Origin of the sequence: Paenibacillus sp. NPDC058071 (genome assembly GCF_042885235.1) — a bacterium.
Classification (GTDB): Bacteria; Bacillota; Bacilli; order Paenibacillales; family Paenibacillaceae; genus Pristimantibacillus.
On sequence record NZ_JBHVSK010000023.1, the window covers coordinates 1 to 19,529 of the forward strand.

Here is a 19,529-nt window from a genome sequence, read left to right on the forward strand (position 1 = left end):
GTGTTTGACTTGCTCAATCTTTTTTATCGCTTTTCCATTAATCCGTTAGGATTAACAGGGCAGTTTCGCTCGTTGTTCAGTTTTCAAAGAACAATGTTTTTTTCAACAACGTTTGTTATCTTAGCACATCCGTTATTTCGATGCAAGCTTTATTTTTCAGCTTGTTTCGAGCTTCAAAAGCTCTCTACAGGCTTGTCCTTCGCTTGCCTCGCCAACCGTGTTTCTCTCGGCCGGAATTAGAATATACCATACTCAAATAGAATAGTGCAAGTCTTTTTTTAAAAGAATTTATATTCAGTACTCTTTCTTTATATTAACCTTGTTCTTCTATATAACAGAGAGGATTAAATCTATGATGTTATCTGGATGTTGATTGCAGCTTGGACAATTCACCTATTAAATCAGAGGACTGTGGTTTCCTTCATATAATGAACTAATCTTTCGAGCTTCAAGAGTCGTATTTAGTAATCATTATCTTTTCAAAATCAGTTGGCCCATTTTTCACTTCAATTGAGTTCCCGTTTTCATCCCACTCACGACCGTATACTTTGAACCCATACTTTTTTTCTGTAACTGATTTTACTTTGCCACTCTCAAACCATGAAATGCTCCTGCCGGTGGTTGTTCCTCTTTCCATATTGGTATGCTCTCTGACCTTTCCGCTTTGATAAAACCACACTGTCACACCATGTGGAATGCCATTCTCATAAAAACTATAATAGGCTAATGCGCCATTTGCACGTTTTTCATATAACAATCCTGTAATAGCGGTTCCGCCTTCTTCCATTGGCTTATTGAAAACTTGCTGCCCATATTCACCTGAATAACAGACATCTTCTATAAACTCGATTCCTAGTTCCATAACTTCTGATGCAGTCAGGATATTTAATTCATTCATCTTTTTCTCTTCCATTTCCTATCACTCCTAATCTCAGCTGAATGAAATAGTCTCGAGCTTCACTTTCTTTTTGCATTCTCGGGAATTATATCTTTTTCAACTTTTTCATAAATCCCTCTCCATCCCGTTGGAACAAAATCCTCATAAGAACCCGGTTCTTTGAAAAAAGAGTGAAAGATTTTATGATCAAAGTCTAAATAAAACGAAGTATCAACTTCAGGATTCTCTCCATCCAGGTATACCTCCGAATATAACTTAAAGTAATCCGCCAATTCTGTATAGCTTACTTTGAAGTGTTCCACGGCTTCTTGAAATTGTTCTATATTTTTTTCAGACAGTATTTCGCATCCTACACGTTCTTCATAGTCAGCCTCTGTTTCGGTTACTTCAGGCTGATTAAATTTTCTCCGGAAGGCGTTGTCTAACTTCACCAAATCCATAATCCATAATTCTTTTTCACTAACATACCAAGAATACTCTTCTTTGTGCTTCACCAACACCACGACTGTATTCGGAAAGTTTGGCTCTACTTTCACAACTGTCATACCTCCAATCTATAAGAGCTTTTTATTATTGTCTGCATCCATTGAGAGTCACCTCATTTCAACCGTGGTGAAATTAAACGAAGGAATACTTCAAATGACTCGCACACATGATCTAATGTTTCGCTCTGCCAATCTTCGAGTGATTTCTCTTCCAATTCCTCATCAGTCATTTCAGTTTCTAATATAACGTCCTCATGATTCTGAAAAACGATTTTCGGTTCGTTCTCATCTACTCTATAATCAAACAAAAATTTATCACCAGCCCCATTAATCGCAAAAGGAAATACTTTTGGGGGCAAGGCCTCAACCAAAGTATGATAGGCTAGTTCAATCGGAGTAATAATTTCCCCAAGCACTTCTTTTTCTATTAATGATAGTAATTGAATACTCCATGATAATTTCCCTGGTACTTCAATAACTCCTTGGCCCCGCTCCCCATGTTCATTCGTAACGTAAGGTACTGAACCATCATGTGTTAACACAATATCAACGTATCCCTGAGGAAAGTGGATACTCCATTTCTCTTCCAGATCCTTGATTTTATGAATATCTACATTTATTTGATCTGACCATTCTATGTTATAACTCATAGTACTTCTCCTTCAAAAAATTAAATCTCAACACCTTCACACTAACGTTCATCAACTTTCAAGCCTAAGATGTATTCTACTCTTGAATGAGCAGAATCGCTTGTTTCCCTGATTTTATAATCATCTTTATCCATTAACTCTTTACAAATTTGAATGTCTTGCAATAGTCTTTCAATGTCATTTTTATCGATACTCTCTTCAAATTTAGTATTTTCCAGATAACTATCTATTTTAGAGTATATAAAATCAGCAATTTCTTTGTATTTCAAACTCTCCATTGCAATAGAAACGAAGTATAATGTTTTGGCGAACAAACTATCATTTACTACTCCCCAATCCTCTTCCAATGTTCTTGCTGAAACCTGCGCCACATTCAAACCTTCTTCCATATATTCCCCAAAATCAAGTACTACAGAATTTTTTATTCTTTCGTAGCTTGTCATGCCCATTTTATCAATCCTTTTCTCCCGTCTAAAAGATTAGTTGAAGCTAAATAAGCTGGCTCCGATTACGATCGAAAACCAGCTTACTATTAAAACTTTCGTGTGATAAATCAAGTCGACTGTGTGAAAAAAACACCAGCATTATTTTCATCAGTATTAGGATTTAAGTATAAATAACCTATTGAATCAGTTAAATAAAATATATCTTTGTATTCTTCATGATAATCGCTGCCATAAAGTTGGAGACAGAATAAATATTCATCTAACAAAGAATAATCTTCGTTTTGCAAAAAACTCGGATTACCGCCGATTTTCGAACCGGTATATTCCTCTGTTCCAATTGGACCACCGACAATAACTTCTTGAGCTGGAATGATATATTCAGCATCATTGCGAGGTTTTCCTATTTGATGTAAGAGCACTTTGGTAAAGCCGCTTCGAATGTGCTCTAATTCAGAATCATCACCATGATAAACAATCTTATCTAGGAAAAAATCATTTTGATTATACGTTGTAAATACTGAAACCACAGTATCCTCTGGATAGTTTAATCCAAAATTAGATTTCAAAAAATCAGTTGGTAAACTTAAAATAACTACTAATTTTTCACCATCTGGATTTTCAGGCCAGTCCATATCTTCTGGTAAAAAGCTCATGCCGCCAATACGTGGCTTTAGCGATTCATTAGAAATCTCATTAAATATAATCTCTTTTGACTCTTTCATCGCGCCCACCTTTTTTTTACTTACACCTTAAAATTCACCTACTATTACTTCTGCAAAAGTTCATTATTCAGTACCTTCTTCAATATATATGGGTATGAACTCTTTTCCTTCACATAAATGGTTGAGAGCTTCATAGATGTCTCTCCCAAATTCCCAAATGTAGTAATCATCTCGAACACCATAAACTTCCCCTGTCTTAGACATAAACATTACTGCATTATCTCTAAAGGCTGTACCAATAACAACCAATTCGGCACCTATTATTACTTCATATCTCTTATAATGCTTTCTTTCTAAATCCCCCAGACCTTCCTCTGGCTCTATCCTAAAATCCTCCAAGTTGCCATTATACTCATAGCAACACGTCATTCCACTAAACTGCTCCAAAGCTTCTTTTACACAATCGAAAACGATATACCCCTTATCTTCTAAATAGTTAACTTTAGAGCTTATATCTATTTTTCGGTCAGTTGTCCACCCTGATTGTTCTAATATACTTATTGTTTTTTTCGATAATCTTTCCACCTAGGCACCTCATTTGATTAAATGGGCTATCCCAACTGCTATTTAAGTGTTTCTTAAAATTTCATTTAATGTAACTTCTTTCTCGGCAATCAAATCATAGAATCCTGTGTGTACTCCTTTTTCATATAACCAACATAGATCCGTTCCGTATGGAGCATTAAAAAGATCTAAAACGATAGGAGATAGCTTAAAAATAGATTCTGCACTTAGAATTGAAAAATGATCTGGATTACTAATATACTCATCATCATCAGCTATTGAGTATAAATTCCACCCATTACATTGAGGGATAGAGCTTTTTTCTCGAAATGAATAGCGAATAGGAAAACCTGCAACAATATTTTTAGAAACTAAAAAGCCCCCGAACTCACTGTTATTAATTTCCATGCTCCAGCTCCTTAACCATAATCGACTTGTTGAACATTGCGATGGCATTAACCATACCAACCCAAAGGTCTATTTTAATAAACGATCAATTTACCATTTGGCCAGCTGCCTTTCCATCCACATGGGAAGTTACCTGATTCGTATACTTTAAGCAGCTCTAGAAAAAAAATCGGATCTTTCTCGTCTTTGTAGTTGTACTCCATAATTGCACTAATAACATCCCATTTCACATGATCTAGAATCGCGGGAGATAGCTCTTTTTGATTTATATATTCGTTTATTTTAGGGACGACATATTGCTCAATCACTTCTTTACCTTCCCTAACTAGCTGGTTCCATTTTCTAAATTTATCGGGGAATTTTACAGATAAAAACTCAGTTAATTGGTTTCCAACCTCCAGCGTAATTGCTTCCCAATTTCTGCTTTGAGAATGTTTTGTAGCCCTTTTCCAGTTCGATTCGTTAACGACTTCAAATTGAATAGAATATTCAAGAGCATTTCCACAATTTGAAAACCAATTGATTTTACTAATCCTCTCAACAAAATCATTTTCGATAGCCACTATTACCCCTCCCTTAGGGCATTACTCTCCTTTTTCTTCTCTTTCAAAATAAAACAGCGGATATACCTCTCACAGCGTTCTCTTGATCTTTAACTTTTAAAGCATCTAAGATACTTGGTATGCTCATCCTCGAAACAGCGGCCTTCTGATTTTTTATTAGCAATGCTGAAAAACTCTTTTGCTAATTCTAAATCACCCAATTCATAAGCCACTTTTCCTGAGATAAATTCCTTTTTACCTGTATCTTTTCGTGCAAATCCTGTTAAATAAATTTTATCCGACCATTCTTTCGCCTTTATAAAATCGTTTATAACAAAGCAAGTATCAATAATATCCTTCACTAGATGAAAGCTTTCTTCACTATAAATACCTTTCGGTTCAGGCAATAACCCCCATGCTTCTTCCAGTGTTTTAATAGAGTCATTATGGTTACCGTTTTCAAATTGTTCATTACTCTTATTAATGAGGAATTCAAATTTTTCTTTTATGGGTGAATGTAAGGAAGCCATGTCTTCCCTCCTTAAATAATGAGGCTCCAATAATTTTACTACTGCAGTTTGTCCCTGTTCTTGAGCAAAAGCCAGAGCATCCATATTTGTCATATAATCACCACTGTACTTAACACTTATATCAATACCTCTTTTGATTAAAAACTCTGCAATTTCTACATGTCCATTACTAATCGCACCAAACAACGGATTTCTTACAGGATCACTGACATCCAATTTTGCACCATAGGATAATAAATACTTCACCACATCTAAGTGTCCTTCTGAAGCAGCCTCGTTGATTGCTCCACCACCATATGCACCACCAAGCTTATTAACATCAGCTTCTAATTATATAAGTTTCTTAACTATATCAAGTTGGCCTTCCGAAGCAGCTACATGAAGCCACGTTCCAAAAGGTGTCATCATATTTAATAATTCAATATTGTTGCCAATTAGTTCAGTAACTCTTGCAGTATTACCTTGCTTAATAGCTATACGAATTTCTTTGGCAATTTGTACATTATCCATAAATGATTATTTCCTTCGCTTAGCATTATCCCCTATTGCTTATCAATACCCATAGGGTAATTTTTTTCAAAGTTATGTAGTAATTTATCTGCCAAACCATCCAACACATAGACCTCATTAAAAGCCGCTAAAAAGTTCTCAACAGTCTCATAATTAACACTTTCAATAGTTTGTGGGAGAAATTTTTCTTTTTCATATTGATACGCCTCCCATATTGTATATGCTAGAGCATTTGCTAGACATATCCATACTTTTTCTCTGTCGCTATCCTTCTCGTATTGCATGAATGTCATCACGTCTGTCTCGTCCATGTTTTCTAGGTAAAGGTAAAGGTTATAAGCCTCAATGTTTTTAAATTTAACCCATTCCCAACATTTCTCTAATGACTCCAAAGCAACTTCATAACCTTCAGACTTTGAAATCTTGTCGATAATTAGTTCGCACAATGAAAGGAGGAATACTACTTTGGCGTCCACACTTAAATTCTTGAATTGATTCATTTTGTACTACTCACTCCTAATCAATCCATCCTACTTTTCTCTCTTTTCTTTTATTTTTACTCTCTCTCTTGCCAGCCTCATTTTTTCCATAAAATCATTACTCATATGAATACCAATGATTTTCGAGTTAATATCCTCTACTTCTTCTTCTTTTTTAATCTCTAAACTTCTAATAAAATCAATAAAAGAATCCGCCACTAAATATAGGTTCTCCCAATAGTCATCAATGCTAGTTATCCCTTGTACTTCTTCTTTCAACATTACCTTTGCGACCCATTCATTTTCGTGATCCCAAAAATAGATCTTCCCTTGATAGTTGCCTCTGACTCCAATACATATAAGGTTTCCAGCTGAATCATCAGCAATTGGAAGTACCGACGTTGGAATCCTATCGTAATACTGTTCAATTTTTTTCTCTAAATTATTTGATTCATCAGATAACACAAAAAATGAACTAAAGGACTCAAGGTTGTCATCCTGTGACCACGGCGTTTTTTCTATAGTTCGAAATCGAATCTCTTGCTCGAATGTAAAATTTCCGTACCTCAACAGAAACTGTTTATACACTTCTGGAAAAGATATCTCATATCTTTGCTCAATACTTCCTAGATCTTCCTCATTAATACTCTTATCTCCATTTGTTGAAATGCTAAGATCCGATAGTCGTTTCTCAATTTCATTTAATATTTTATCCATCGTCGTCATCCCCATTGCAACAACAAGCTTTTCGTATCCTAAAACAAAGTCTTTTTAAGTCTGAATACCGTTTACCGCTGCCTGATTACCCTACCCATTTATCAGAATCACATTATCACGTTCAAAGATATAACGCTCGGCATTAAATTAGACTTCTATGCTAATACGGCTTTCATAAAACTAGGAACTCCTCTACCGCTTTTCCCTTCCATCGCATATATTTGCTTTCTATTCATGATAGTTTTTGCACTCCATTCTTATTTTTCACGTATAGACAAATAATCCAATAGATTATCGGTATTACCTTTCCCTAGTAATGTTTCTAACTGTTTTTCTAATCGATCTACAAATTCACTTTTGACCTCAAGCGTTTCCTCATCTATGATTTCACCGTTAAATGCATGAGATACCTGAAGGACAACAGAAAGTGCATCAAAGAAACTAGCCAACGAATCCGATACAGAGAATAGTTCTCCTCCTTCGTAGCTTGCAAATACAGGCGAGTTTATAAGACCACTGTCAACTACAATCGGGCTAGAATCAATATCTGCGATTACAATCCAATGGGGATTCCAACTAGGATCTTCATAATACTGTCCTTCTTTATTAACCCACCTATAACCTGATTGTCTTTTTAATAAACGGTCCGGAGCATAGAGATATAGAACATTGTTTCCAAGATCAATATCGACACCATCCAATTGATGATTGTCCTCTCTTACAGGGCCACTAATACGAAAATTCTCATAAAGATACTTCAGTTCATTAGACAATGGAATTCGAATATCGATTAAATCTTTTGGCATATTAGGCTGATGGACAATTTCACCTTCTTTAATAAAGAACTCAAAAGGCTGCTTGGATTGAGTATAAGTTTGAATAAATTGCAGTATAGATTCTTTTAATGTATTCATGAGTTGCATCCCCTTCATGTTTTCTTATAAACGACATTCAGCCGATTAAGGTTAACTACTTTAAGAGAATCTGACACAAGTACATGTGATTTATAATCAGCATTTCTAACCTAGCAACACTTACTTCTTGTGATCAGTGCTTTTATTTTTCAATAACGGATCAACAACAAAATTATAATCATTTATACTCTTAGTGAAATTAAACTCAGGCAAGCTCGAGTGCTTTTGAAAATTAAGTATATATCCAAAGTCTGCATCCAAACCTTTATTTGGCTCACAATAACCAATAATACTTACTCCGTAATGTCCTCTTGGAATTTTCGTATAATCGTTCGAAGTAGATCGTTCATCAAGATGGTTTTCATAGTTAACAAAAAACTCCTCTTCCCAACTCATAATAGATACTATGTCAGAAATGATTACTAACTCACTCGACACTTGAAATGGAAATGGTTCAGTTTCAAATAACATCCATTCCAGTGGGAAGTCTAAGTCTTTTGTACTTTCAAGATTAATAATGATTCTATAATCCAATTCAGGAATAGGATAAATCGGAATGATTGCTCCTCGCGTTATAACTTCTTTTCCGACTTCTTCATTTTCATTGAAGTAAGTGATCAAATCTAACACCGTTATATTTTTTTCTCTTAGATACTCAGATAGTGTTACTGGATCAAAAACGACAATACCAGGAAAATTAAGCGATATTCTGAGCTTACTATCCATTACATTACCCTCCTATTCTTGATATAAGTAACATACAATAAGCTAAGTTATTACGTTATAAAAAATATTTCTTATTATAATAAGCCGGCAACTCTTCAATTGGAATAAAATCCACGCCCTTCAAATGTTCTTTTTCAATTTCATTTTTGAATGTTTCGCTACAAAATAAAAACCTGGTCATTAATGAACCTTTTAGAACAAATACTTCTTTGTCTAAACTAAAAATAAATATTCTGGAAATCTAACTTTTTCTGTACCGTGACTAATAGTCCACTCATAATTCATATCGGGCATTGGGTTTTTATCATTATATTCCTCTGCTAATACTGCATCTAAGGAAATAGGTACACCTCTACCACTCTTTTTTCCCATTGCATATATTTTTTGTTTCATCATGGTAACTTTTTGCACCCTTCTATTAACTTAATCCTTATGTTTTGCCACGCTGCTCTTGTCTAGATGACTATCTGTTTTTCCTACCAAACCAGAAAAACGTTTCTCAATCCTTCTAACGATGCTATCGTAGGTTAACGTAACCTCTTGTCCGTCGGGTCTAACAACCTTGCTCATCATGCATACTCTCGATCGTGAGTGTTATACCCTTTATAAAATAACAAATAGCCAGCCAGTTATTATTGGCTGACAGCATACTTTCGAGAATGCTTAGTATTTCTATTGTCTACAAAGTATCTCTATTTGCAACTTTCGTATAGAAATTCTGGCTTGTTTTGCATCTATCAACATTATCAAATAAATCATCATCATGCAGTTTATCTAAAAAATCTGTTTAATTAACCTCGATTTCAACAAAAGATAATCCCTCGAGATTAGCAGCACTACATAACTCTGCAAACCTAGGACTAACTACAATGGTAGAGAGCGATTCCTCTAGTCTAAATATATTTAGTGCATTTAATTGACGTTTTGAAATAACAAGATTATTAATAGTGATTGGACCATCTGGACGGTGGCTTAACTTAAAAACCGATCGTTCTTTATCCATACAAGATACTTTTTCTATAATATTCATTATATGATATCCCGAATATTCTTTATCATTCACTCTAAGTTTAGCTTCAATTAATTGAACTTCATTATTAAAGTATGTCAATATAATTTCCGTGAACTTGGGGCTAATTAGACTCGGACCATTTCCACAATGAAGTAAATCATAGTTCAATAGCTTTTCTTCGCTTACTTTTCCTTTCAATGAGAATTCAGGAAGAGTTTCATTAGAAGTTGCGATTTTTTTCCCTATAATAAAATTTATGTGCTTCAATAATAAATTAGAATCGTAGTGAATCCAATATTTGTCCGGGTAATCAGAAGAAATAAAAAACTCATACATACAATTGGGATTAAAAACAGTTAACTTTTGATTTCCCATTTCATAACACCCTTCTTATTAGTGACATCTTATTCATAATTCGAAAGGATAGGTACTCGATAGCCCTTTTTTTATTTTTTCAACTTCAGCAAGAATTTGTCGTCTATATTCGTCTTTTAAATTTAAATTTTCATCAAAATAGATATTCCTATGATTTTTAAATAGTTCTTCTTTTTGTGATACGATGTCAGCTAATTCAAACCACTCTTTCATATCTATCGACATATCCACCACAATAGATAAATCATGATCATAAAAATAGATGCTATTTTGAGCATTGGCTAAATCAACTAGCCAAAAATCCCCTTGACCCGTTTCTGCAAATATCCACATATCCTTAGTTATTTCTTCAAACATTTCATGATATTCAGTATTAAATTTTTCGGCTTTTTCATATGAAAGAAGTTTATGATCTATTGATATTTCATTATCTGATAAATTGTTGAAGATCCATACATAATCCCCCTTAAAATTATTCTCAATAATAATTTCCTTTTTTCTCTTTTTTAATTTAAACACTATTTCATCATATTTTCCCTTTTTAAACACATCAAACACCTACTTACAAAAAGATTTTTTAATCAAAGTTATTATACTTTTTAAATATTATGTTCGGGTAACAGTTCCTGGCGAACATGAATAATCATTCATAGCTAGATAAGCCAATAGTTGATTTTTGAGGAGATATACTCATCCTCTTCATCCTCTCTCTTAAATAGCTGTGTGTCTCATCTTCTATTGCCAAACACTATTATCATTTTCATCCAATACCGCTTCGATTTCATCCTTTTCAAACACAACAATATAACCTCTAGGAATTGCAAGTGCTTTAAGCAAAGACGGCCTAAGCGTTAACAATTCATATATATAGTAAGCTTCGAGTTCAGCATGCTCATTTGATTTTTCAATTGGTCCGAGATACCAACCAGAGTCGCCATTAGTATAATTTTTAGAACGTTCCAAATATACTTTTTCTAAATTAAAGGCCCCTTTGGCTACAATAATCTTGTCCTGAAACAAAGCTGCTTCACCATCAATATTTAGTTTATTTACTATATGATTTTGAGCTAATTGCACCGATAGAGAAACTGAAAGATCCTCACTCACGTCACTAAATGGGTTTGTCTTGTAATCAGGAGCAGCTATCTCCAATACCCCATTCCGATCAATAACGGTATAAATAGTCCAACCAATCTGTATTTTCATACCAGGTATTATCTGACCGCGATCTGCTTCTATTTGTTTAAACAGCTCCAATAACCACTCTGCTTGTGGTGACAAATATTCCACACAGTTCGCAACAAATTTCCTTCCATTTATAACTTTTGTGCTTTGGATCATTTGTTGTTAAGCTCCTTTTTTCATTGCTTCTAAGTTCAAAACTTTTAATTGTTCGCTGCTATAAGTTTACTTACTTATCTCCTATCACGTATTAAAGTAAGTAACCACATCTACTTTGGTTTTAATATCAGTATTTATTACATAATCAAAGTAGTCTTCTGCAATTTTCTTATTCTTTGGATCAATTCTATGAAAACAGTCTAAGAAATGAATAATTAATTCATCATCTACATTTTCAATCGGGGCGGGTAAATACCTTGCACCTTCAAAAACATACGCTTGCTTGTTCACAAAAGAAATGGCATCAACTATACAATTCAATTTCGCCTCATTTTCTTCTTTTACATCCATTTGCATTTGAATAAATAATCCTCCGAACTCTGTGCCATCATCTAATAACGTGTATATCTCATCTCCTGTAGGAATTCTTGTTCCCAACCATTCCCAACAAATATCCAGAGTACTTCGAGCATGCTCAAAAAAATCGTTGCTGCTTAACGTTTGGATAACGGACTCACTAAGCCCCAAATAATATATTATTTTCTTATCCATTGTTAAAATCGACCAATTAATCAAAGTAAGAACCTCCAGTTATTTTATAAACCAATTTTAAGTTCTTGTGCCGCAAACAAAAAAGCTCATTCCTACTTAATAAAAAAGGTTGGAAAGAGCTTATAAACGTTTATCAAGTGTTTGAATCATTGTTTTTCTTTTTCGAATGCTCATAAACCAATTTTCCCCGGCATCCCGTTTTTAGGATTCATGTAGTTCAAACTCAATATTCAAATCTTGCGTACTTTTTCTGAAAAACTCCAATAATTTATTACAATTCTCAGTTGGTTTATATCTAAATCTTAAATCAATTATAAATCCATCTACTGACTTCGCATCCGGGTAAACGTTATAGATTTGCCCGCTTTCAATAAAAGATAAATAAGCATTAATTTTGTCCTGCAATAAAGTTAAGTGTTCGAGCTCATTTTCCCAGTCTAAATGGTCTGCAATCATTAAGGCTACCTTATTATCGCTTTCACTTTTACCAATACCATCAATTTTATTTTTGTCTAATACTGACACTTGCATCACACCTCATTTTTCATTCTCAAGTATAGCCTCTCGAACTTCAAAGCCACTAATCTAGTTATCGGCAAATACTTGTAGAAACACATAGTTTTTTGTAATTTGTTCTTCGCATCACTCAGGAAAACAAAAAAGGGAGCGCCTGAGCGCTCCGAGCTTCAATCTACATTTAATTTTAATAACGCAGTACTTTCATCTTTGTACATTTTCCAAAAAGGAATTACGCTTTCAACAGAACAAATTTCACATTCCGCATTTCCAAATTAATATAAGTGATCAAAGAAATCCTTAAAACTGCTGCTTAATAAAAACATGTTATCCATCTCTTCAACTGACTCCATGTCATGCATCCAGAAATATATTTGTCCAAAGTACTCCTCACTAATTCCTATACAAATCTCATTTCCCCCGGGATCACTACCGATTGAAATAAATCCTTCAGGTAGTACACCATCTAAAACCTCAAACACTTTGGCCAAACTGTCCTTCATATCACCAATGCCGTAAAAATCATTTAAAACGCTTTCACCCTCTTCATCAGAAATCTTAAATATGGATAGTTCAGGATATCCCCTGTTATATTTAAGCAAAAAATCAATATATGGCTCAGGAAGTTTAAGACCATATTGACTTTCAAATTCACGAACTTCATTTATCGTTATTTTCTCGTTTGCTCGATCTATATTCGCCATTGTTATTCCCCTTTTTAGTTAGGCATTTCAGACAATCATAGAACGATATCTTGGAAGCCTGTCTCAACTATTTCTTCATCCTCAATTTTAACAGCAAGCCCATGTTCTATTTCCCAAGTACAATTAAAAATCAAGCCAATTCTTCTAACTCCATCTTTCCGTACTCTTCTGATAATCAATTGAGTTGGTTCAATTAATTGACCTAACCCTTCTTTACTTTCAATAACTGGTGCAATCTTGTTAGCTTCATCCTCTCCCACCATATCTCTATAGTCCATATAAACTTCTTGATAATAGTCAAAGATAGACTCTTCTGCTTTAGAAATAATATCGTCCATATTTTCAACAAAATTGATATGAGCTTCTTTTTGAGCATCGTGAAATTCGCCTGCTTCGTTTCCATCAATACTTAAAATGATAACTTTCTCTTTTCCAAATATTTTTATTTTCTGCTGCCCGCTCCAATATAAATCGTAAGAAATTTCACCAAATAGTTCATGGTTAAAACTAGCCATTCCATTACCCTCCTAACTTCTCTTTGATTTTACTATGTCCCCATATATGCCAGTGCTTTACATTAAGTGAGGGGGGAGCGCTGCGGGTCAGAGGGTTCTTCCGATCGCCATTAAAGCCTGATTCCTTATTTAAAAATTGTTTGCGGTAGTAATCAGGCTTTAAAAGCGACCACTGCCGTTTCTCCAGAATCCCTCTGCCCCTTCGCTAACCTCTCCTTTTACGTCAAGAACTGATTTTGATGTAGAACCGTTTAATCTTCTCTATCGTATAATTTATTTAGAAAGGCTGTGAACGAATCTGCAACATAAAAAACATTTCTTCTAGCTGTCTTCTCCGCCTGTTCTTTAGTCATACCTTCACTATTCACTAATAAAGCCTTTTCTGCCGCACCTTCATGATTCCAGAATACTATTACTGGCTTCTCCTCATTCTCTTTATAATCAAAACAGATTAGATTCCCTCCTGGATCAAAAGCAAAAGGAATCACCTTTTCTGGGAGTGTATCATTATAATCATTGAACACATTAGCAATAAATTCATCATCATCTTTATCAAAAGTTATTAAAGTTCCAAATGCTTTTTCTTTCCCTTCTACTTCAAACAATTCTGGACTAACATGTGCTCCATTATTCTCCATCACACATTCTATATAATCGAAAGGAAACTTAACTCCTAATTGCTCAGCTACTATTTCAACCTCTTCAAGTGTTACTTGTTCATCAGCCGATCGCCATTTCACGCGCGTACCTCCTTGGTGGGGTCTTATTAATAGAAATTATTAGTCGTGCCCGGAACCTTTTCAATCTCTTGAGAAAATGAATATAACAAAAAAACAGGTCATTCATGGTGCTATCTGACCATAATCGATCTGTTTTATGTAACGAAATAGCATTGTATTCAATTTTGAAACTGTCTCCCATCCATTCTCGATTATTCTTCATCTTCTTCTACTAGAATGCCATCCATTCTTTCTCTATTTTGTGCAATTTGTTTTGACATTTCAAAGCTATTCATAAAATGTTCAAGAGGGAGTTCTTCTTTATAGTCGTCATCCTGTTCAAACAGTTGGAAATTCGCATTATTATTAACTAACTCTTCGACTAACTCTTTCATTTTTTCCATGTCTTCACTATTTACAAAATCGGCTTCCATAAGAGGATTATTACTATTAATACGAGTTTTAATATCTGACAGACCTAAACCAGTGTATTTCTTAATGTTCATTAACAATTTACTAGCACTTTCAGTTTGTAATGTCACAGAGATTCTAGTCACTAGCAATCGGACTCCCCTCACTTTCGTGTAGAGCCTAAAAAATACTCCATTACAATGTGTGTACGCCCTAGAACCTTACTAGCTTAAGCTAATTTGTCTTAGCGGACTGTCTGGAGCAACTAGCAATTTAATAAGGTAATCTTGATGTCTATTCACATAGTCAAAAGAAGAAGAAGGCTCTGCGAAATCCGCGCCTGCCGCATACCCGATAGCGTAGTCCTTCCAGCTTGAATATGACATTCTAACATTCCGAACACTGGCAGCCACTATTCTCCATTTATCCTCTTCCGTTAAGTATCCGAGTTCATATCCTGCGCAACAAGCATATACGAGCCAAGAATGATCGTATGCGGCTATGCCTTCCGCTGGCAAGCGTGTCAAATAATGATTGGAGACAATCAGCTTTGCTTTTCTTGGATCACCCTCAGGCACTGATTGGATATATGAAGCGCGTTCCGATATAGAAAGCCCTGAGAGCAGCATACTACTGTTACGAAACTCTTTCCTGTGTCCAGCTTGAAAGAACCAGTCCAACTTATCCTTTAACATTCTCGCATCATCGATTTCCCATTGGTACAGCAATTGACGCAGCCGACTTTTATTTTCGAATATGAGGTGCATATTTTTAGCAAAAGGATAAGGATTATGCCCTTTCAAGCAAAAAGACGAAAGTGCATGAATATATAAAGATAATTGTTGGCGAACTTCGAGATTGTAATAATCCATGCTGGAACAAAGACAACTCCTTTCTACTTGCTCCATAAATAATTTTTAAAAACACAGTAAACTCTCCATACTATTGTGAAAATAAGACCACACCAAGCCACTATTAAAATAGTTCCGATTATTGATACCATTTTCACGCCCATATCAGGCAAATATCCATCAAGTATTAATACCACTAATACGAAATCGGCAACTAGCAACAATAGATATAACCAGATGTTTTTTGCAATTTGTAATAACAGCTCTTTCATTTTTGCAAAAAACGACGGTAAGGGCGGCCCAGCACTCTGTTGGAGCTCCAGTTCATCTGTAGGCTCTAATTCCTCCGTTTGCCCAAAGCTCTCTTGCTTAACTGTGAATCCCTCGAAATCCGCAAGATAAACAAGTGCTTCGATATCGTTCGAATCGATTTCCAATATCCGATTATAGGTTTCTCTAGCGTGGTTCAATTGTCCTGATTGGATATAACATTTTCCTAGAAGAGATAACACATCCAGACTTTTCGGCATTTGAGGCAGAAGATAAGCTAAATCCTGAATCGCATCAACCAGCCTGTCTTGTTTATAGTAAATACGAGCGCGATAGAAATAAGAATCCTTATCGTCAGGAGCAATACGAATACAATGATCGAAGGCATTAAGAGCACGGCTCAAATCATCCGTTCGAAAGTAAAATTCCCCTTGAAGGCGAAGCAAATCCGGATCACTCGGAAACACTTCGCAGGCCTTATTCAGCATATCTTCCGCAGTCTGCAAGTCATTGTCTTTGAGCGCTTTCAACGCCATTACCCGGTAATGCAGAAAGGTATCGTAATCAATGTTTCCTGCATCTGCAAGGAACGAGTGCCGCAAGCTTGTCACATATTGATGATCCTCCAATGCATACATAAACACATTAGGATACCGTTTGGAGAACAACTTCCAATCCTCTAGCGCTTCCTCCTTCCAAGCAAAACTGCCTTCGAGCAGTTGCCAAACCGATCTTGGTAAATGAGGATGACTTTCCAAAAAAATGAGCATTCGTTCGTAAACGGAACGTCGGAGATTAAAATCCCACATGACATCGTCATTCATCAGCTCCAACCAATAATCTGTATCGATTCGTGATTTGAACGTGTCGTATATCGTTTTGACCTTAGCCATAAACTCATTTAATTGATGTTCAGGACTGCGAAGCACATGATTCTGCTCTGGCACGATCGTGATGCGATGAGAAATAGACACATACTGACTTTCCTGCTGCTCATCTTCTTCCTCCGAAAGAATACGGTTGGCTGTTCGATCACTCTGCTGTTTACGTTTGGCCTGCTTAAGAGCTTGATCATAAGCTTCGCGCAGCCGTTGATACCCCTCCGGGTCATCCTCAGGGTGGTGGAGCTTCAACTGCTTCGCGTAAGCTCTTTTAATAATGGAGCTGTCACTGCTCGGATCTACTCCAAGTACATCCCAAATGCGCATGAATAGTCATCAGTCCTTTTTACGCAGTTAGATTTTGGCGCTACCTCAAAATCAGTTGTTGATATCTACTTTTCTATATCGGCAGACGTCTATCCCATGAACAGATCATTCAAACTTCCCCCATGTTTCACCAGTCAAACTGGTTTCATTAAAAGGATTAAATCCGAGCTCATATTGAATAGCAAATGTGTTCTTAAAAAGACAAAAGGGCGCGCCCTGCAAGGTGACGGTGATCGCTATTACATCACATTTACGTCATCTTGATGAAGGGCACGCCCTATAAAATTCAAAAAATCGGATTGTTAAATCTGAACCGACATCCCTACTGAATTTATGTTACTCGATAGAATATAATCTATTTAGAAGTTCCGAAAAAGTCTCACAAATTTGTGTTATTGCTGCTTCCCCTTCTTCTTCATGATCATAGAAGACAATCAACGGAGCTTCTTTTGTATGGCGATAGTCAAAACAGATTAAGTTACCAAATGGATCTCTTCCAAATGGAATAATTCCTTTGGTAAACGAATCCTCTGCAAAATACTTAAACATTGTTATATTCATATCGCTATTTGTAAAACTTATCAAATCATTGAATACTCCTTGTCCACCATTATCATAATCAAAAATATCAGGCACTGGATAACTACCATTATATTTTTTAATACAATCCTTATAATCTTGAGGGAAGGTCACTTTAAAAAGTTGTTCGACCGATACTATAGTAGCATCATCAACTGGCTCTTCTGCATAAATCCATTTTGTTAATCCCATATTAACCACTCCAGGTATTTTATTTTTGAGTTTTCTATATCGCGCTGATTTTTCGCCATTCCTATATCGCTCCTACCCAAGGGACTGAGTAGTCCCACATTATTGATATTCTACCGTACCTAAGAATCTCAGGTAATTGGATTGAAATGTAGCTTCAAAAATCTCCCCCGTGTATTTAAAGTTATAAAGTAAAACTACCGAGTTAATATCATTAGGCAATCCTACTTGAACTAGCTCTTCAAATCTTGTGACAATTTCATCATCATACGAAAATCCCTCAAGTAATTGATTCAGGTCATTACTCGCCGTTTCATAATATTCTGCTTCTATAGTAGCATCGTCATATCTTATAATCTCAAAGTGTTTTGCAAATATAGATGGTACAAAATCTCCTTCATCAGAATAAGAAACCGCGAGTAAATTACTCAATTCTGCAGCGGATTGAACTTTCCCTACCCACAACGAGACGAATCCTTCCTTTTCCATGTTAATCCTCCTCAAGCTTCTAACCCCTATCATTCCCGCTCTAAATATCATCATCTGGCTCTAAATTGCGTGGATCAATATCCCAAAAACTGAATCATTAATTTTCATTATTAAATCTCCCCTACTATGTCTAATGATCTGTTTGCCGGATGGACTAATATCACCTACACCTTAAGCATTTCAAAAAATTCAGATATATTTTGGGCAACCTTTTGTGTTACTGGAGAAAACTCCCCTGACTCTTCATGGAACCAAATAACTACTGTAGGTTCTTCTGTTTCTCTAAAATCTAAACAAATAAAGTCCCCAGCAAACAGTGTAACAACTGGCACTACATTCATTCCCACTAAATCTTCATCATCAGTTAATCTATCACCTATTTGGGCAATTGTAACTTCAACATCAAACCACCCATTAACAGGATCAGACTCACTGTCATCCAATATACACAGAAACTTTTCAAGTATATATTCATGGTTATTATAATTAAATACATTTGTGATCGGTATAGCTCCATTATTTTTCTTAATAAAACCCCTATAAAACTTAGGAAATGAAACTCTCAAGCTTCGCTCAACTACATCTAATAATTCATCGGTTGGCAGTGGAAAAACAATTGTATTACCATCCAATCTCAATTCTTTCACTCCCTATTTTCATAACTTTTAACATGCGTCCAACCAATAAGGACTTCTATTCAGCATCGTACAGACTATCAATAAACTCTTGAATATTCTCCGCCAAATAATGCATATTATCCATAGCTTCATCATACTCTTCATCTTGTGTCCAAAAGAAAATCTGATCATAGAACTCTTCTCTTATACCTAAACAAATTTGGTTACCACCAGAATCTCTCGCAATAGGAATAAATCCAATTTCTAATATCTCCTCAAAAAATCCTATCTTTTTTTCAAGATTATTATTCATATTACCAATTCCATAGAAAACATTTAGTGCACTTTCACCCTCATCAGATGAAATTCTAAAAACATTTGGTTCTACACGCCCCCCGTTATACTCCAACAAAAAATCTTTATATAAATTAGGTAATTTTATACTATTTGTCATCTCGAAGCTCTCTACCTGCTCTAATGATAACTGTTCATGTGTCCTTACAATTTCAGGCATGCTCATACCCCCTCTGGTTTCTCTTTAAACAAAAAAGGCCTATTACCAACTCGATTATGGGTTAGCATAGGCATTAGCAAACTATATACATACACCTGGAATCATGGAAATGCCAAAATTTCAGAAAACATGCTCA

At 35.3% G+C, this 19,529-nt stretch carries 31 protein-coding genes and 1 pseudogene; 1 reads left to right on the forward strand and 31 read right to left on the reverse strand.

Going from position 1 to position 19,529, the window contains the following annotated elements; all coding sequences use genetic code 11:
• The coding region (locus tag ACFVTB_RS25200) for a hypothetical protein (RefSeq protein ID WP_387755689.1) at positions 1–240 on the forward strand (240 nt) is incomplete at its 5' end.
• Positions 241–448: 208 nt separating this feature from the next.
• Here ACFVTB_RS25200 and ACFVTB_RS25205 read toward each other — a convergent pair.
• The 31 genes and pseudogenes from ACFVTB_RS25205 to ACFVTB_RS25355 all read right to left on the reverse strand — a co-directional run bounded on the left by ACFVTB_RS25205 (position 449) and on the right by ACFVTB_RS25355 (position 19,393).
• Positions 449–913, reverse strand: a complete 465-nt coding sequence (locus tag ACFVTB_RS25205; protein WP_387755692.1) for a toxin-antitoxin system YwqK family antitoxin — start codon at positions 911–913, stop codon at positions 449–451.
• A gap of 44 nt (positions 914–957) precedes the next feature.
• On the reverse strand, positions 958–1,434 hold the full coding sequence (locus tag ACFVTB_RS25210; protein ID WP_387755695.1) for a hypothetical protein: 477 nt from the start codon (positions 1,432–1,434) through the stop codon (positions 958–960).
• A 62-nt stretch (positions 1,435–1,496) separates the two neighbouring features.
• Positions 1,497–2,033 carry an SMI1/KNR4 family protein gene (locus ACFVTB_RS25215; protein ID WP_387755698.1) on the reverse strand — a complete coding sequence of 179 codons (537 nt, stop codon included), beginning with the start codon at positions 2,031–2,033 and terminating at the stop codon, positions 1,497–1,499.
• Positions 2,034–2,074: 41 nt separating this feature from the next.
• Entirely contained in the window at positions 2,075–2,482 is a 408-nt protein-coding gene (locus tag ACFVTB_RS25220) for a hypothetical protein (protein WP_387755701.1), read from the reverse strand.
• A gap of 104 nt (positions 2,483–2,586) precedes the next feature.
• Entirely contained in the window at positions 2,587–3,201 is a 615-nt protein-coding gene (locus tag ACFVTB_RS25225; protein WP_387755703.1) for a DUF1963 domain-containing protein, read from the reverse strand.
• 63 nt (positions 3,202–3,264) lie between these two features.
• Positions 3,265–3,726: an SUKH-3 domain-containing protein gene (locus tag ACFVTB_RS25230; RefSeq protein ID WP_387755705.1), complete on the reverse strand. Its 462-nt coding sequence runs from the start codon at positions 3,724–3,726 to the stop codon at positions 3,265–3,267.
• A gap of 42 nt (positions 3,727–3,768) precedes the next feature.
• Positions 3,769–4,113 carry a DUF2185 domain-containing protein gene (locus ACFVTB_RS25235; protein WP_387755708.1) on the reverse strand — a complete coding sequence of 115 codons (345 nt, stop codon included), beginning with the start codon at positions 4,111–4,113 and terminating at the stop codon, positions 3,769–3,771.
• A 74-nt stretch (positions 4,114–4,187) separates the two neighbouring features.
• On the reverse strand, positions 4,188–4,676 hold the full coding sequence (locus ACFVTB_RS25240) for a hypothetical protein (RefSeq protein WP_387755711.1): 489 nt from the start codon (positions 4,674–4,676) through the stop codon (positions 4,188–4,190).
• An 89-nt stretch (positions 4,677–4,765) separates the two neighbouring features.
• Entirely contained in the window at positions 4,766–5,185 is a 420-nt protein-coding gene (locus ACFVTB_RS25245) for a hypothetical protein (protein WP_387755915.1), read from the reverse strand.
• Between the two features lie 24 nt (positions 5,186–5,209).
• Positions 5,210–5,695 (reverse strand): annotated as a pseudogene (locus tag ACFVTB_RS25250) (ankyrin repeat domain-containing protein); the annotation flags it as partial.
• A 32-nt stretch (positions 5,696–5,727) separates the two neighbouring features.
• Positions 5,728–6,195: an Imm6 family immunity protein gene (locus tag ACFVTB_RS25255; protein ID WP_387755714.1), complete on the reverse strand. Its 468-nt coding sequence runs from the start codon at positions 6,193–6,195 to the stop codon at positions 5,728–5,730.
• 30 nt (positions 6,196–6,225) lie between these two features.
• The gene (locus ACFVTB_RS25260; RefSeq protein ID WP_387755717.1) at positions 6,226–6,891 is read right to left on the reverse strand and encodes an SMI1/KNR4 family protein; all 666 of its coding nucleotides are present in this window, start codon (positions 6,889–6,891) and stop codon (positions 6,226–6,228) included.
• Between the two features lie 257 nt (positions 6,892–7,148).
• A complete protein-coding gene (locus ACFVTB_RS25265) occupies positions 7,149–7,805 on the reverse strand; it encodes a hypothetical protein (RefSeq protein ID WP_387755720.1) in 657 nt (218 codons plus the stop codon).
• Positions 7,806–7,925: 120 nt separating this feature from the next.
• A complete protein-coding gene (locus ACFVTB_RS25270; protein WP_387755723.1) occupies positions 7,926–8,531 on the reverse strand; it encodes a hypothetical protein in 606 nt (201 codons plus the stop codon).
• 55 nt (positions 8,532–8,586) lie between these two features.
• Positions 8,587–8,772 (reverse strand): Imm43 family immunity protein, encoded by a 186-nt coding sequence (locus ACFVTB_RS25275; protein WP_387755917.1) that lies wholly within the window; start codon positions 8,770–8,772, stop codon positions 8,587–8,589.
• Positions 8,745–8,927 (reverse strand): Imm43 family immunity protein, encoded by a 183-nt coding sequence (locus tag ACFVTB_RS25280; protein WP_387755726.1) that lies wholly within the window; start codon positions 8,925–8,927, stop codon positions 8,745–8,747. Before ACFVTB_RS25280 ends, ACFVTB_RS25275 begins: the two co-directional genes overlap by 28 nt.
• Positions 8,928–9,318: 391 nt before the next feature.
• On the reverse strand, positions 9,319–9,918 hold the full coding sequence (locus tag ACFVTB_RS25285) for an imm11 family protein (RefSeq protein WP_387755728.1): 600 nt from the start codon (positions 9,916–9,918) through the stop codon (positions 9,319–9,321).
• A gap of 33 nt (positions 9,919–9,951) precedes the next feature.
• Entirely contained in the window at positions 9,952–10,467 is a 516-nt protein-coding gene (locus tag ACFVTB_RS25290) for a hypothetical protein (RefSeq protein WP_387755731.1), read from the reverse strand.
• Between the two features lie 186 nt (positions 10,468–10,653).
• On the reverse strand, positions 10,654–11,259 hold the full coding sequence (locus tag ACFVTB_RS25295; protein WP_387755734.1) for an immunity protein Imm33 domain-containing protein: 606 nt from the start codon (positions 11,257–11,259) through the stop codon (positions 10,654–10,656).
• A gap of 84 nt (positions 11,260–11,343) precedes the next feature.
• The gene (locus ACFVTB_RS25300; protein WP_387755736.1) at positions 11,344–11,835 is read right to left on the reverse strand and encodes an Imm6 family immunity protein; all 492 of its coding nucleotides are present in this window, start codon (positions 11,833–11,835) and stop codon (positions 11,344–11,346) included.
• Between the two features lie 177 nt (positions 11,836–12,012).
• On the reverse strand, positions 12,013–12,336 hold the full coding sequence (locus ACFVTB_RS25305) for a DUF6572 domain-containing protein (RefSeq protein WP_387755737.1): 324 nt from the start codon (positions 12,334–12,336) through the stop codon (positions 12,013–12,015).
• A 266-nt stretch (positions 12,337–12,602) separates the two neighbouring features.
• Positions 12,603–13,031 (reverse strand): SMI1/KNR4 family protein, encoded by a 429-nt coding sequence (locus ACFVTB_RS25310; protein WP_387755739.1) that lies wholly within the window; start codon positions 13,029–13,031, stop codon positions 12,603–12,605.
• A gap of 35 nt (positions 13,032–13,066) precedes the next feature.
• Positions 13,067–13,546, reverse strand: a complete 480-nt coding sequence (locus tag ACFVTB_RS25315) for a DUF6985 domain-containing protein (protein WP_387755741.1) — start codon at positions 13,544–13,546, stop codon at positions 13,067–13,069.
• Between the two features lie 251 nt (positions 13,547–13,797).
• Positions 13,798–14,286 carry an SMI1/KNR4 family protein gene (locus ACFVTB_RS25320; RefSeq protein ID WP_387755743.1) on the reverse strand — a complete coding sequence of 163 codons (489 nt, stop codon included), beginning with the start codon at positions 14,284–14,286 and terminating at the stop codon, positions 13,798–13,800.
• A 191-nt stretch (positions 14,287–14,477) separates the two neighbouring features.
• Positions 14,478–14,822 (reverse strand): hypothetical protein, encoded by a 345-nt coding sequence (locus tag ACFVTB_RS25325; RefSeq protein ID WP_387755745.1) that lies wholly within the window; start codon positions 14,820–14,822, stop codon positions 14,478–14,480.
• A gap of 78 nt (positions 14,823–14,900) precedes the next feature.
• A complete protein-coding gene (locus ACFVTB_RS25330) occupies positions 14,901–15,548 on the reverse strand; it encodes a DUF1266 domain-containing protein (protein WP_387755747.1) in 648 nt (215 codons plus the stop codon).
• Between the two features lie 23 nt (positions 15,549–15,571).
• Positions 15,572–17,005, reverse strand: a complete 1,434-nt coding sequence (locus ACFVTB_RS25335) for a J domain-containing protein (protein WP_387755749.1) — start codon at positions 17,003–17,005, stop codon at positions 15,572–15,574.
• A 336-nt stretch (positions 17,006–17,341) separates the two neighbouring features.
• Positions 17,342–17,776, reverse strand: a complete 435-nt coding sequence (locus ACFVTB_RS25340) for an SMI1/KNR4 family protein (protein WP_387755751.1) — start codon at positions 17,774–17,776, stop codon at positions 17,342–17,344.
• Between the two features lie 99 nt (positions 17,777–17,875).
• Positions 17,876–18,262: an immunity 22 family protein gene (locus ACFVTB_RS25345; RefSeq protein WP_387755753.1), complete on the reverse strand. Its 387-nt coding sequence runs from the start codon at positions 18,260–18,262 to the stop codon at positions 17,876–17,878.
• A gap of 164 nt (positions 18,263–18,426) precedes the next feature.
• Positions 18,427–18,900, reverse strand: a complete 474-nt coding sequence (locus tag ACFVTB_RS25350; protein WP_387755755.1) for an SMI1/KNR4 family protein — start codon at positions 18,898–18,900, stop codon at positions 18,427–18,429.
• Between the two features lie 55 nt (positions 18,901–18,955).
• Positions 18,956–19,393 (reverse strand): SMI1/KNR4 family protein, encoded by a 438-nt coding sequence (locus ACFVTB_RS25355; RefSeq protein ID WP_387755757.1) that lies wholly within the window; start codon positions 19,391–19,393, stop codon positions 18,956–18,958.
• Positions 19,394–19,529 lie beyond the last annotated feature (136 nt).

What these genes read in the sequence shown, in the direction of transcription:
- ACFVTB_RS25205 (WP_387755692.1), bottom strand. Translation starts at nt 913, where the DNA reads ATGGAAGAGAAAAAGATGAATGAATTAAATATCCTGACTGCATCAGAA.
- ACFVTB_RS25215 (WP_387755698.1), bottom strand. Translation starts at nt 2,033, where the DNA reads ATGAGTTATAACATAGAATGGTCAGATCAAATAAATGTAGATATTCAT.
- ACFVTB_RS25220 (WP_387755701.1), bottom strand. Translation starts at nt 2,482, where the DNA reads ATGGGCATGACAAGCTACGAAAGAATAAAAAATTCTGTAGTACTTGAT.
- ACFVTB_RS25225 (WP_387755703.1), bottom strand. Translation starts at nt 3,201, where the DNA reads ATGAAAGAGTCAAAAGAGATTATATTTAATGAGATTTCTAATGAATCG.
- ACFVTB_RS25235 (WP_387755708.1), bottom strand. Translation starts at nt 4,113, where the DNA reads ATGGAAATTAATAACAGTGAGTTCGGGGGCTTTTTAGTTTCTAAAAAT.
- ACFVTB_RS25245 (WP_387755915.1), bottom strand. Translation starts at nt 5,185, where the DNA reads ATGGCTTCCTTACATTCACCCATAAAAGAAAAATTTGAATTCCTCATT.
- ACFVTB_RS25255 (WP_387755714.1), bottom strand. Translation starts at nt 6,195, where the DNA reads ATGAATCAATTCAAGAATTTAAGTGTGGACGCCAAAGTAGTATTCCTC.
- ACFVTB_RS25260 (WP_387755717.1), bottom strand. Translation starts at nt 6,891, where the DNA reads ATGGATAAAATATTAAATGAAATTGAGAAACGACTATCGGATCTTAGC.
- ACFVTB_RS25265 (WP_387755720.1), bottom strand. Translation starts at nt 7,805, where the DNA reads ATGAATACATTAAAAGAATCTATACTGCAATTTATTCAAACTTATACT.
- ACFVTB_RS25270 (WP_387755723.1), bottom strand. Translation starts at nt 8,531, where the DNA reads ATGGATAGTAAGCTCAGAATATCGCTTAATTTTCCTGGTATTGTCGTT.
- ACFVTB_RS25280 (WP_387755726.1), bottom strand. Translation starts at nt 8,927, where the DNA reads ATGATGAAACAAAAAATATATGCAATGGGAAAAAAGAGTGGTAGAGGT.
- ACFVTB_RS25285 (WP_387755728.1), bottom strand. Translation starts at nt 9,918, where the DNA reads ATGGGAAATCAAAAGTTAACTGTTTTTAATCCCAATTGTATGTATGAG.
- ACFVTB_RS25295 (WP_387755734.1), bottom strand. Translation starts at nt 11,259, where the DNA reads ATGATCCAAAGCACAAAAGTTATAAATGGAAGGAAATTTGTTGCGAAC.
- ACFVTB_RS25310 (WP_387755739.1), bottom strand. Translation starts at nt 13,031, where the DNA reads ATGGCGAATATAGATCGAGCAAACGAGAAAATAACGATAAATGAAGTT.
- ACFVTB_RS25315 (WP_387755741.1), bottom strand. Translation starts at nt 13,546, where the DNA reads ATGGCTAGTTTTAACCATGAACTATTTGGTGAAATTTCTTACGATTTA.
- ACFVTB_RS25330 (WP_387755747.1), bottom strand. Translation starts at nt 15,548, where the DNA reads ATGGATTATTACAATCTCGAAGTTCGCCAACAATTATCTTTATATATT.
- ACFVTB_RS25335 (WP_387755749.1), bottom strand. Translation starts at nt 17,005, where the DNA reads ATGCGCATTTGGGATGTACTTGGAGTAGATCCGAGCAGTGACAGCTCC.
- ACFVTB_RS25340 (WP_387755751.1), bottom strand. Translation starts at nt 17,776, where the DNA reads ATGGGATTAACAAAATGGATTTATGCAGAAGAGCCAGTTGATGATGCT.
- ACFVTB_RS25345 (WP_387755753.1), bottom strand. Translation starts at nt 18,262, where the DNA reads ATGGAAAAGGAAGGATTCGTCTCGTTGTGGGTAGGGAAAGTTCAATCC.
- ACFVTB_RS25355 (WP_387755757.1), bottom strand. Translation starts at nt 19,393, where the DNA reads ATGCCTGAAATTGTAAGGACACATGAACAGTTATCATTAGAGCAGGTA.